The organism is Arthrobacter sp. B2060, from assembly GCF_059090445.1.
Window position 1 is genome coordinate 80,041 of the sequence record NZ_JBNHFR010000007.1, and the last position, 12,323, is coordinate 92,363.

Genomic DNA, 12,323 nt, shown 5'->3' on the forward strand with positions numbered 1-12,323 from the left:
CTGGGGGCGTGACCGAACTTGGAAGACACAAATTGGGTAAACACAGCGCGGCCAACCTGAGCCCCGGCCTCGACGACTTTGAGCTGGCGTCCGCGCTGGTCCGTGAAGCCGGGATGCTGGCCCTGATGATGCGGCAGGGCGGTCTGGACTCCCAGCGCAAGACCTCGGTTTCGGACATCGTCACAGCGGCAGACCATGCGGCCGAGGCCTATGTGCTGGAACAGCTCCAGCGCTGCCGCCCCGAGGACGGGGTCCTGGGCGAGGAGGGCGCGGCCGTCCGCGGAAGCAGCGGCCGCACCTGGGTCATCGATCCCGTGGACGGAACCTACAACTTCCTGCACGGTTCCACATACTGGTGCTCCGCGATTGCCCTCAAGGACGAATCGGATGTGCTGCTCGGGGCCATCTTCCAGCCGGAAGAGGACAAGCTCTGGCTGGGCGGCGCGAACCGCCCGGCCACCCTCAACGGCGACGTTGTCACCACTTTCAAGGCCGACGGCGCAGACCGCGGCGCGTCCCCTCTCGCCGACATTGGCGCCGCCACCTACATCCATCCCCGCTGGCTCGCGGACCCCATGTGCGCCATGCCCTGGCATGCGGCGGCCACGTCGGCCGCCACGCTGCGCATGCTCGGCTCCGGCTCCTGCGACCTGGGACGTGTGGCCGACGGCGAGCTCGGCTGCTGGTTCCAGCACAGCTGCCCCGAGTGGGACTGGCTTCCCGGGAAAGCGATCGTCCTTGCCGCCGGCGGCGCCGTCGGAAGCGTCTACGTGAACGGCCTGGAATGGTTCATGGCAGGGGGCACGACGGCGGTGCATCAGTTGCGTGCGGCCCTCGAGTCAGGCTCCGTGGACTAGCCTTTGTCACTGCTCTCCGGTAGGGAAGTTGCGTCTCCGGGAGGGAAGTCCGGAGTTATCCACAGGGGCGGAATCCAGTGTCAGCCCCACCGCCTAGACTTGTAGTCACCATGGATATGTTGTTTGACCCGTACGCTGACGGACCTTTCAAAGCCGGCACCCACGCGGCCGCCCTGACCAAGTCGCGCCCCGAACCCGGTCTGGCGCCGGCCGAATTTGGCGGCGGGGGCCATGGCCCGAAGGAACCGCATCAGCCTGAAGCGGCCGGGGGTGCTGAGACCAGCACCTGGACCCGGCCCAAGCTGCCGGACGCCGGCGCCTTGCTGCAGGGGCTGAACCCGCAGCAGGAAGAGGCTGTCAAACACGCCGGCAGCGCGCTGCTGATTGTGGCCGGTGCGGGCTCGGGCAAGACGCGCGTTCTCAGTAACCGGATCGCCTACCTGATCGCCACCCGCCGCGCCCACCACGGCGAGATCCTGGCCATCACGTTCACCAACAAGGCCGCCGCAGAAATGCGGGAACGCATCGAGGCGCTCGTCGGCGGCCGGGCCAAGACCATGTGGATCTCCACGTTCCACTCGTCCTGCGTCCGGATCCTGCGCCGCGAGGCAGCCAACGTCGGCCTGAAATCCAACTTCTCCATCTACGATTCCGCGGATTCCCTCAGGCTCATTACGCTCGTGGCCAAGAACCTGGACCTGGATCCCAAGAAGTTCGCGCCCAAGGCCATCCAGCACAAGATCTCAGCGCTCAAGAATGAATTGATCGACGCTGATTCCTACGCGTCGTCGGCGAACTACAACGATCCCTTCGAACAGGCCGTTGCCGAGGTCTTCAAGGGCTACACCCAGCGCCTGCGCCAGGCGAATGCCATGGACTTCGACGACCTCATCGCCGAGACCGTCTACATGTTCCGTGCCTTCCCGGCACTCGCCGATTCCTACAGGCGGCGGTTCCGGCACGTCCTCGTGGACGAGTACCAGGACACCAACCACGCCCAGTACGCCCTGGTCCGGGAAATCGTGGGCGAGGGACCGGACGCCGCAGAACTCACTGTCGTGGGCGATTCCGACCAGTCCATCTACGCCTTCCGCGGCGCGGACATCCGCAACATCGTGGAGTTCGAAAAGGACTATCCGGACGCCCGCACCATCAAACTCGAACAGAACTACCGCTCCACCCAGAACATCCTGACTGCGGCCAACTCCGTCATTTCACGCAACCCGAACCGGCCGGAGAAGCGGCTGTGGACCGCGGAGGGCGAGGGCCACAAGATCATCGGCTACGTCGGCGAAAACGAACACGACGAAGCGCAGTTCATCGCCAAGGAAATCGACCGGCTGCAGGACGAGGACAACCTCCGTCCCGGTGACGTCGCCATCTTCTACCGGACCAACGCGCAGTCACGTTCCATCGAGGACGTCCTGGTGCGGGTCGGGCTGCCGTACAAGGTGGTGGGCGGCACGCGGTTCTACGAGCGCAAGGAAATCAAGGACGCGCTGGCCTACCTGCGCGTGCTGGTCAACCCTGATGACGACGTCAACCTCCGCCGCGTCCTGAATGAACCCAAACGCGGCATCGGCGACCGCGCCGAGGGCGCCGTGGCCGCCTTGGCTGAACGTGAACGCACGTCGTTCATGGCCGCAGCCCGCCGCGCCGACCAAGCCCCGGGCATGGCCACGCGCTCGGTCAACGCGGTGCTGGGCTTCGTGAAGCTCCTCGATGATCTGGCCGAGGTCGCTGCCGGGTCCGGCGCAGCAGCCGCCCTGGAGGCAGTGCTGGAACAGACCGGTTACCTGGCAACCCTGCGGTCCAGCAGCGACCCGCAGGACGAGTCCCGGGTGGAGAACCTGGCAGAGCTCGTCGCCGTCGTGCGTGAGTACGAACAGGACAACCCCGAAGGGTCCCTCGAAGCCTTCCTGGAACAGGTATCCCTCGTGGCGGACGCGGACCAGATTCCGGACGCGCCGGGGGCGGATATCGACGCCGCCGTGGCCGAGGCCAAGCGCCTGGGCGTTGTCACGCTCATGACGCTGCACACTGCCAAGGGCCTCGAGTTCCCCGTGGTGTTCCTCACCGGCATGGAGCACGGGCTCTTTCCGCATCAGCGCTCCGCCACGGACCCGAAGGAACTGGCAGAGGAACGACGCCTTGCCTATGTGGGGCTGACCCGTGCCCGGAAGCGGCTGTATGTCACCCGCTCCGAAGTCCGCAGCATGTGGGGCCAGAGCCAGTACAACCCCGCCAGCCAGTTCCTCGAGGAAATCCCCTCCGACCTCGTCGAATGGAAGCGCGAGGGCACCAGCAGGCAGGCGGGCGGCTGGGGGAGCGGCGCCTCGATCGGCTCCAGCCGCTACGGCGGATCCTTCTGGGGTGCAGGGTCGGCTCGGGGCGGGAAGGCGGACTCCTCGGCGGGCTTCAACGCTGACGTTCCCGCCGCCGTCGCGAAAAACCGGGTGCAGCCGCAAAAAGAGGTCATTGCGGTCAGTGTGGGGGACAAGGTCAATCACACCAGCTTCGGCAACGGCACGGTGCTGGCGGTGGAAGGTGCGGGGGACAAAACGGTGGCAAAGGTGAAGTTCGACGTCGGCGAGAAGCGACTGCTGCTGCGCTACGCGCCGCTGACCAAGCTCGACGCCTGACCATGGCGGTGCGCAGGCCGCTGGTGGCTGCCGCGGTTGCGGTCCTGGCCGTGCTGGCCGGTACGGGCTGTTCCGTCACCCTGCCGGATCCCGGGTACACCCCGCCGCCGCCGTTGCCAGCACTTGAACAGCTCAGGCAGGCTCCGCTGACCGACCCCGCCGCTTTCCGGACCGCTGATGATGTGCTGGCCTTTGTCACGGCAGACCGGAACGTCGTCTGCGCCCTGACCTCCGCCCGCGGCGCACACGTGAACCTGCCCTACGAACCGAATAACTTCGGTGATTCCGCCAACAGGAAGCTGGACACTGTTCCCGTGGCGCACTGTGAGTTGGCGGTGTATCCGGCGCCCGACGCCGCGGACATCAGGGACAACTGCACCGGAACGGGCCTGGGCTACCTCGGCGGAGCCGCCCTGCTCACACCGGACCGGGCCAGGTACGGGGAATGCCGGTCCGGCGTCACCGCGATGGAATCCGCCTTTGGGCCCCAGGGACCAAGGGACGGTGTGATCGCCGCGCTTCCCGTCCTCCCCGAGGGCGGCAACCTCGAACGCAACGGCCTGAGGTGTTCTGCGTACGACGCCGGGGTGGCCTGCGGCAACGTCACCGGCGGCGTTGCGTTCGTCGTCAGCCGGGACCATTACGAAATCATCTCGGGTGGGGGCAAAAAGGCCTCCACGGCACCGCCTGAGGCCCCAAAAACCCCGTAATCATGCGGTTTTTCTACGGTCCATAGAATAGTGTCCTTACTCACATAACAGGTAGTCTGGAAAGGCCTGGTCCCCATTAAGGACTAGAGTTCCCAGAGGAGCATTGCGCTGCGTGGCTCGTCTCCGGACCTGCCGCAGGGCGCGTTTATTCCGCAGTCCGGTCCACAACTGTGGTGCTTTCCGGCTGTACAGAAACTACTTCGACGTAGAAGGACACTAAACCGTGGACCTGTTTGAATATCAGGCGCGCGATATGTTCGAGGCGCACGGTGTACCCGTGCTTGCTGGCATCGTGGCGCACACCCCTGAAGAAGCAAAGGCAGCTGCCGAGAAGATCGGCGGCGTAACTGTCGTAAAGGCGCAGGTTAAGGTCGGTGGCCGCGGCAAAGCCGGCGGCGTCAAGGTTGCCAAGTCCGCTGACGAAGCGCTTGAGCACTCCACCAACATCCTGGGCATGGACATCAAGGGCCACACCGTTAACAAGGTGATGATCGCCCAGGGTGCGGATATCGCCGAGGAATACTACTTCTCCGTTCTGCTGGACCGGGCCAACCGCAACTACCTGGCCATGTGCTCGGTTGAAGGCGGCATGGAAATCGAGCAGCTTGCCGTCGAACGTCCCGAGGCGCTGGCCAAGGTTGCCATCGACCCCGCCGTGGGCATCGACCAGGCCAAGGCCGACGAAATCGTCGCCGAGGCCGGTTTCGCTGAGGAGCTGCGCGGCAAAGTCGCCGCCGTCATCCTCAAGCTCTGGGACGTCTTCAAGAAGGAAGACGCCACCCTCGTCGAGGTCAACCCGCTGGTCAAGACCGGTGCCGGAGAGATCGTTGCCCTCGACGGCAAGGTGACCCTGGACGAGAACGCCGACTTCCGCCACGCTAAGCACGCGCTCCTGGAAGACAAAGACGCTGCCGATCCGCTCGAGGCCAAGGCCAAGGCGCAGGACCTCAACTACGTCAAGCTCGACGGCGAAGTTGGCATCATCGGCAACGGTGCAGGCCTCGTGATGTCCACCCTGGACGTCGTCGCCTACGCCGGCGAGAGCCACGGCAACGTCAAGCCTGCCAACTTCCTGGACATCGGCGGTGGAGCTTCCGCCGAGGTTATGGCCGCTGGCCTCGACGTCATCCTGGGCGACGAGCAGGTCAAGTCTGTGTTCGTGAACGTCTTCGGCGGCATCACCGCGTGTGACGCTGTTGCCAAGGGCATCGTGGGTGCGCTGGCCGAGCTTGGCCACTCCGCCAACAAGCCCCTGGTTGTCCGTCTCGACGGCAACAACGTTGAAGAAGGCCGCCGCATCCTGGCCGAGGCCAACCACCCGCTGGTTACCCTGGCCGCCACTATGGACGAGGGCGCCGACAAGGCCGCCGAGCTCGCCAACGCAGCTAAGTAAAGGGACGCACTATGTCTATTTATCTGAACAAGGACTCCAAGGTCATCGTCCAGGGCATCACGGGCGGCGAAGGCACCAAGCACACCGCCCTCATGCTCAAGGCCGGCACCAACATCGTTGGCGGTGTCAACGCCCGCAAGGCCGGCACCACGGTTCTGCACGGCGAGAACGAGATCACCGTTTTTGGCACCGTCAAGGAAGCCATGGCAGAGACCGGCGCCGACGTCTCCATCGTCTTCGTTCCGCCGGCATTCACCAAGAACGCCGTCGTTGAAGCCATCGAGGCAGGCATCGGCCTGGTCGTGGTCATCACCGAAGGCGTTCCGGTCCAGGACTCCGCCGAATTCTGGGCACTGGCCCAGTCCAAGGTGGACGCCGACGGCAACCAGATCACCCGCATCATCGGGCCGAACTGCCCCGGCATCATCACCCCGGGTGAAGCGCTGGTCGGCATCACCCCGGCGAACATCACGGGCAAGGGCCCCATCGGCCTGGTTTCCAAGTCGGGCACCCTGACCTACCAGATGATGTACGAACTGCGCGACCTTGGCTTCTCGACCGCGATCGGCATCGGCGGCGACCCCATCATCGGCACCACGCACATCGATGCGCTGGCCGCTTTCGAAGCTGACCCGGAGACCAAGGCGATCGTCATGATCGGCGAAATCGGCGGCGACGCAGAAGAGCGCGCAGCGGACTTCATCAAGGCCAACGTCACCAAGCCGGTTGTCGGCTACGTGGCAGGCTTCACCGCGCCTGAAGGCAAAACCATGGGCCACGCAGGCGCCATCGTCTCCGGTTCCGCCGGGACCGCCCAGGCTAAGAAGGAAGCCCTCGAGGCCGCCGGCGTCAAGGTCGGCAAGACGCCGTCCGAGACCGCAAAGCTGCTGCGCGAAGTTTACGCAGCCCTGTAGTCCCGCGGGACATAAGTCCCGAAAGCAACGCGGGGCCACCTCTGACAATCCCAACTGGGTTGTCCAAGAGTGGCCCCGCGTTTTTGCATTTAACCCCTTGTCCCAAGGCGCAGCGAGGCTTAACCTATTAACAACCTAAAGGTTGATCAATCATAGGCTTGATCAATAAGACGGTTGAATAGTAGGAACATCTGCACCAGTTCTAAGGCAGTGGCAGTGGACACGACGGACGATGACGACCTTCTCGACTTGGCCTTCCTGGCCCTGTCCGATCCCGTCCGCCGCCGCCTCATCTCCCGGCTTAGCAGGGGACCCGCCACCGTCAACGAACTGGCCGAACCCTTCGCGATCACCAAGCAGGCGGTCTCGAAGCACATCCAGGTACTCGAGCAGGCACAGCTGGTCACCCGCACCCGCGATGCCCAGCGCCGGCCCGTCCACCTGAACCCTGCACGGCTCGAAGCGCTGACCGCGTGGATCGACCAGTACCGGCTGGTCCGCGAGGCGCAATTCCGCAGCCTCGACGCCGTGCTCCGCTCCCAAACCGCCCCAGGCGGCAGCAGCTCCAAGGAGAGAAAATGAGCAATGAGCTTAAACTCACCGTTCCTGACGGCCTCCCGTTCATAGACTTCGAGCGGGAGTTTGATTTCCCCGTTGCCGATGTGTTCCGTGCACACAAGGAGCCGGACCTCATCACGCAGTGGCTTGGGCCGCGCGGCACCAACGTGGAAATCGATCACTACGACTTCCGCTCCGGCGGCAGCTACCTCTATAACCACACCGGCCCGGACGGCGCGAAGTATGCCTTCAGCGGCATCTTCCACACTGTCCGCGAGAACGAGTTCGCCATCCAGACCTTCGAATTCAGCGGCTATCCGGACGTCGTCAGCATCGAATTCATGAATTTCGAGGACCTCGGAAACGGCCGCTGCCGGCTGCGGGGGCACTCCGTCTATCCGACGCAGGAGGCCCGGGACGGTATGGCACAATCCGGAATGGAAGGCGGCATGAGCGACGGCTACGAGCGGCTGGAGGAACTGCTCGCAAAATAAGTCCGTCTTCAACGTCCCAAGACAGATCCCGGCAGACGCCCCACGTACGACGCCGGGCGGTCGCCTTCTCGCAGAAGGTCACCGCCCGGCGTCGTGCTTTTTGGCTCCCCCGGGAGGTCTTGTACCTGCCGAAAGCACTTTGATAGTATGACAGGACAAACTACCAAAGGAGCACCGTTGCCACTCGTTCGAATCGACGTCAATGAAGGCCGCACCCCTCAGGAGCTGCAGCAGCTCAGCCGGGGAATCCACGACGCCATCCTGGCTGAATACAAGATCCCGGAGCGGGACTACTTTCACATCGTCACCGAGCATCCGGCGGGGCAGATCTTCGCGCAGGATGCCGGCCTCGGCTTTGAACGCACGCCGGACGTCGTCATGATCCAGATCTTCACTTAGGGCGGGCGCAGCCAGGAGGCCAAACAGTCCCTGTTCGCGGCCGTGGCGGCCAGGCTGGGGGATCTCGGAATCCGTGGCGAGAATGTGTTCATCGGATACGTGGAAAACACCGCAGGGGACTGGTCCTTCGGATTTGGCCGGGCCCAGTACGTCACCGGAGAGCTTGTGGTACCTGAGAAGTAGAGGCATGCCGGGGCGTGCCGAGCGCCGCCTCAGGCACCTTCCGCCGACCGCGCCGTGCCATCAAATGCAAGTTGTAAATATGTCAGTACAAACCTTTGACAGGACATTCAAACTAGGGCAAAGTAGGGGTGTGGCCCCGCTCACGGGGGTCGACAAGCACCGGAGCCCAGGCTGTTCAGCTGCTTAGGTACAGAGTTCAAATAGAAAGGTCCGCGATTACCGTGACCCACGAACTGCTCACGATCGGGCGCATCAGCGTTGATATCTACCCGAACGACATTGGGGTGGACCTGGAGGACGTCACGTCCTTCGGCAAGTACCTCGGTGGCTCCCCGTCCAATGTGGCTGTTGCCGCCGCCCGCCACGGCCGCCGAACCGCAGTGATCACCCGGACCGGCGATGACGCCTTCGGAAACTACCTGCACCGCGAGCTGCGCAAGTTCAACGTGGACGACTCCTTCGTCAGCCCGGTGAGGGAATGGCCCACTGCGGTGACCTTCTGTGCGATCAAGCCGCCGGAGGACTTTCCGCTGTACTTTTACGGGCGCGTTCCCACGGCGCCGGACCTGCAGATCAAGGCCGGCGAATTGGATCTCGGCGCCATCAAAAACGCGCGAATCTTCTGGTCTACCGTGACGGGCCTGTGCCAGGAACCCAGCCGCGAAGCCCACATCAAAGCCCATGAGGCCCGGCCCCGCGCCGAGCTGAAGGAGGGCCAGTACACCATTTTGGACCTGGACTACCGGCCCATGTTCTGGGACTCGGAGGAAGAGGCCCGTGCCGAGGTGGCGAAGGTTCTGCGGCACGTCACAGTGGCGATCGGCAACGACAAGGAATGCGCCGTTGCCGTCGGCGAGGGCACTCCTGATGAACAGGCTGACCGACTGCTGGCCGCGGGCGTCGAGATCGCCGTCGTCAAGCTTGGCCCCGAAGGTGTGATGGCGAAGACCCGCACCGAACGCGTGGTCTCCGCGCCGGTTCCCGTGGAGACAGTCAACGGCCTCGGCGCCGGCGACTCCTTCGGCGGGGCCTTCTGCCACGGGCTGCTCTCCGGCTGGCCCCTTGCCCAGGTCCTTGACTACGCCAACGCCGCCGGCGCGATCGTCGCCTCCCGCGTGTCCTGTGCCGATGCCATGCCGACGCCGGACGAGGTCCGCTCGCTGCTGGCCGAGCGCGGACGCCTGGTCCCGGATGCTGTTCCCGGACCGGGTTCTAACCAACTCACCCCCGAAGGAGCGGCCCTGTGAGCCTCACCCCTGGCGCCGCCACCCTTACGGTGGATGACGATCCCCGCCGCTACGCGCATCTGAGCACCATCCGCCTGGAGGATCCGGGAGCGGTTGCCCGCGCCGCCAAGGCGCGCCGCCGCCATCCCGGCCCTAAGTCCGGCAGGCAGAACTTCATTGTCGCTGCCGACCACCCGGCCCGCGGGGCCCTCGCGGTGGGCAGCGATCCGGTGGCCATGGCGGACCGCCGCCAGCTGCTGGACCGGCTGCAGATCGCGCTGGCCAACCCGGCCGTGGACGGTGTTCTTGCCTCGCCGGACATCATGGATGACCTGCTGCTGCTCGGTGCGCTGGAGGGCAAGCTGCTCTTCGGGTCGATGAACCGCGGCGGCCTCACCGGCCTGGTCAATGAATTCGATGACCGCTTTACCGGCCACACGGCTGCTGCCCTTGAGGCCCTCGGCGCCGACGGCGGCAAGATGCTCACGCGGATCTGCCTGGGCGACCCGGACACGGTCTCGCTGCTGGAGGCGACGGCCAAGGCCATTGATTCCCTCGCCGAGCGCAAGCTGATCGCGATGGTGGAGCCGTTCCTGTCTGTGCGGGAGAACGGCAGGGTCCGCAACGACCTCTCCACGGATGCCGTGATCAAGTCGATCGCGATCGCCGAGGGACTTGGCTCCACGAGCGCGTACACCTGGATGAAGCTGCCGGTGGTGGCCGAGATGGAGCGCGTCATGGCCGCGACCACCATGCCCACGGTGCTGCTGGGCGGGGATCCGGAGGGCACGCAGGAGGAAGTCTTCGCCACCTGGGAAGCAGCCCTCGCGCTCCCCGGGGTGCAGGGACTTACGGTCGGACGGGCCCTGCTGTACCCGCAGGACGGCGATGTTGCCGGTGCTGTCGCCGCGGCGGCCTCCCTCCTCAACCACACCACAGAAGTATCGGAGTAACCTCCCATGGAGACGAGAACAGCAACAGGTACCCGCCGCATGACCGTGGCGCAGGCCGTGGTCGAGTACCTCTCCAGGCAGTACACCGTTGATTCCGTGGGCGGGGTCGACTTCCGGGAGCGGCTGATCCCGGGTACGTTCGGCATCTTTGGCCACGGCAATGTTGCCGGCGTGGGCCAGGCCCTGAAGCAGTACCAGGCCGCGGATCCCTCGGTCATGCCGTACTACCAGGGCCGCAACGAACAGGCACAGGCGCACCAGGCAGTGGGCTACGCCCGGCATACCCGCCGCCGCCAGACGTTCGCCATCAGTACCTCCATCGGCCCGGGCTCCTCGAACCTGCTCACGGGCGCGGCGCTCGCCACCACCAACCGGCTGCCGGTGCTGCTGCTGCCCAGCGACACTTTCGCCACCCGCGCCGCGGACCCCGTGCTGCAGCAGCTCGAGCAGCCCCACGCCTACGACATCACGGTGAACGATGCGTTCCGGCCGCTGTCCAAGTTTTTCGACCGCGTCACCCGTCCCGAGCAGCTGTTTTCCGCGTTCCACCACGGCCTGCGTGTCCTGACCGACCCGGCCGAGACCGGCGCGGTGACCATTTCGCTGCCGCAGGACGTCCAGGCAGAAGCCTTCGACGTGCCGGAGGAATTCCTCGCCGAACGCGAGTGGCGGATCCGCCGCCCGGACGCCGACGACGAGGACATTCGCCGCGCCGCCGAAGCGATCCGCGCCGCGAAGCGCCCGCTGATCATCGCCGGCGGCGGCGTCCTGTACGCCTACGCCAACGATGAACTGGCCAGGTTCGTGGAGCTGACCGGAATCCCGGTGGGCAACACCCAGGCCGGCGTCGGCGTCCTGCCATGGGATCACAAGTTCTCCTTGGGAGCCATCGGCTCCACGGGCACGACGGCGGCCAACGCCATCGCTGCCGAGGCGGACCTGATCATCGGGATCGGTACGCGCTACGAGGACTTCACCACCGCGTCCCGGACCGCGTTCCAGAACCCGGACGTGAAGTTCATCAACATCAACGTCGCCGCCATCGACGCGTACAAGCACGGCACCTCGCTGCCGATCGTCGCGGACGCCCGGAAGGCCTTGGTCAAGTTGAACCAGGCCCTCGGCGGCTACCGCGTGGGCGCGGACCTGGAACAGCGGGTCGCGGCCGAGAAACAGCGCTGGGACGCCACCGTGGACGAGGCCTTCGGGACCCGGTACACGCCGCTGCCCGCGCAGAACGAGATCATCGGAGCCACGAGCCGGGCCATGGACGCCCAGGACGTCGTGATCTGCGCCGCGGGTTCGCTGCCCGGTGACCTGCACAAGATGTGGCGGGTGCGCGATCCGTTCGGCTACCACGTGGAATATGCCTACTCCTGCATGGGCTACGAGATCCCCGGCGGCCTTGGCGTGAAGCGTGCAGCGCTGGCGGAAGCCGCTGCCGGGGGAACCCGGCGCGACGTCGTCGTGATGGTGGGGGACGGCTCGTACCTGATGATGCACACTGAGTTGGTCACCGCCGTCGCTGAACGGATCAAGCTGATTGTGGTCCTGATCCAGAACCACGGCTACGCCTCCATCGGTTCCCTCTCCGAAATGCTCGGGTCGCAGCGCTTCGGCACCCAGTACCGCGCGCTGGACGAGGAACGGCACAGCTTTGACGACGGCGAAACCCTTCCCGTGGATCTGGCCACCAACGCTGAGAGCCTGGGCGTGAAGGTGATCCGGATTGAACCGGGGGAGAAGGTCATCGCCGAGCTCGAGCAGGCCATCCGCGACGCCAAGGCAGCACCGGAACGTGGAGGACCGATCCTCATCCACGTCGAATCCGACCCGCTGCTGGATGCCCCGAGCTCCGAATCCTGGTGGGATGTCCCCGTCTCCCAGGTCTCGGACCTCGAATCCACGAAACAGGCCTTCCAGACCTACATCGACCACAAGAGCCGCCAGCGCAAGCTGCTCGGCTAGCCCCCAAGCCTCTCCCTCAAGCCACA

Annotated in this window: 10 protein-coding genes and 1 pseudogene; all 11 read left to right on the plus strand. The window is 65.2% G+C overall.

The genetic code is table 11. The features are described from left to right. Positions 1–8 precede the first annotated feature (8 nt). The 11 genes and pseudogenes from AC5RUM_RS13620 (at position 9) to iolD (ending at position 12,297) form a co-directional block, all read left to right on the plus strand. Entirely contained in the window at positions 9–857 is an 849-nt protein-coding gene (locus AC5RUM_RS13620) for an inositol monophosphatase family protein (protein WP_494035416.1), read from the plus strand. Between the two features lie 110 nt (positions 858–967). Next, positions 968–3,499, plus strand: a complete 2,532-nt coding sequence (pcrA, locus tag AC5RUM_RS13625; protein WP_494035417.1) for a DNA helicase PcrA — start codon at positions 968–970, stop codon at positions 3,497–3,499. Positions 3,500–3,501: 2 nt separating this feature from the next. Further along, entirely contained in the window at positions 3,502–4,209 is a 708-nt protein-coding gene (locus AC5RUM_RS13630; RefSeq protein WP_494035418.1) for a hypothetical protein, read from the plus strand. Between the two features lie 223 nt (positions 4,210–4,432). Further along, the gene (gene sucC, locus AC5RUM_RS13635) at positions 4,433–5,602 is read left to right on the plus strand and encodes an ADP-forming succinate--CoA ligase subunit beta (RefSeq protein ID WP_494035419.1); all 1,170 of its coding nucleotides are present in this window, start codon (positions 4,433–4,435) and stop codon (positions 5,600–5,602) included. A gap of 11 nt (positions 5,603–5,613) precedes the next feature. Further along, on the plus strand, positions 5,614–6,516 hold the full coding sequence (gene sucD / locus AC5RUM_RS13640; protein WP_400581231.1) for a succinate--CoA ligase subunit alpha: 903 nt from the start codon (positions 5,614–5,616) through the stop codon (positions 6,514–6,516). A gap of 216 nt (positions 6,517–6,732) precedes the next feature. Further along, the gene (locus AC5RUM_RS13645) at positions 6,733–7,098 is read left to right on the plus strand and encodes an ArsR/SmtB family transcription factor (RefSeq protein ID WP_494035420.1); all 366 of its coding nucleotides are present in this window, start codon (positions 6,733–6,735) and stop codon (positions 7,096–7,098) included. Next, positions 7,095–7,568: an SRPBCC family protein gene (locus AC5RUM_RS13650; protein ID WP_494035421.1), complete on the plus strand. Its 474-nt coding sequence runs from the start codon at positions 7,095–7,097 to the stop codon at positions 7,566–7,568. The genes AC5RUM_RS13645 and AC5RUM_RS13650 overlap by 4 nt, the downstream gene beginning before the upstream one ends. Positions 7,569–7,745: 177 nt before the next feature. Then, positions 7,746–8,150 (plus strand): annotated as a pseudogene (locus AC5RUM_RS13655) (tautomerase family protein). Positions 8,151–8,371: 221 nt separating this feature from the next. Then, complete coding sequence (gene iolC, locus AC5RUM_RS13660) at positions 8,372–9,397, plus strand: 5-dehydro-2-deoxygluconokinase (RefSeq protein ID WP_494035422.1); 1,026 nt, start codon at positions 8,372–8,374, stop codon at positions 9,395–9,397. Continuing rightward, a complete protein-coding gene (locus AC5RUM_RS13665; protein ID WP_494035423.1) occupies positions 9,394–10,329 on the plus strand; it encodes a Cgl0159 family (beta/alpha)8-fold protein in 936 nt (311 codons plus the stop codon). Before iolC ends, AC5RUM_RS13665 begins: the two co-directional genes overlap by 4 nt. A 39-nt stretch (positions 10,330–10,368) precedes the next feature. Then, a complete protein-coding gene (gene iolD / locus AC5RUM_RS13670; RefSeq protein ID WP_494035535.1) occupies positions 10,369–12,297 on the plus strand; it encodes a 3D-(3,5/4)-trihydroxycyclohexane-1,2-dione acylhydrolase (decyclizing) in 1,929 nt (642 codons plus the stop codon). The last annotated feature ends 26 nt before the right edge of the window (positions 12,298–12,323 follow it).

Coding starts and splice junctions, on each gene's coding strand:
- pcrA (WP_494035417.1), top strand. CDS start 968: ATGGATATGTTGTTTGACCCGTACGCTGACGGACCTTTCAAAGCCGGC.
- AC5RUM_RS13630 (WP_494035418.1), top strand. CDS start 3,502: ATGGCGGTGCGCAGGCCGCTGGTGGCTGCCGCGGTTGCGGTCCTGGCC.
- sucD (WP_400581231.1), top strand. CDS start 5,614: ATGTCTATTTATCTGAACAAGGACTCCAAGGTCATCGTCCAGGGCATC.
- AC5RUM_RS13650 (WP_494035421.1), top strand. CDS start 7,095: ATGAGCAATGAGCTTAAACTCACCGTTCCTGACGGCCTCCCGTTCATA.
- iolD (WP_494035535.1), top strand. CDS start 10,369: ATGACCGTGGCGCAGGCCGTGGTCGAGTACCTCTCCAGGCAGTACACC.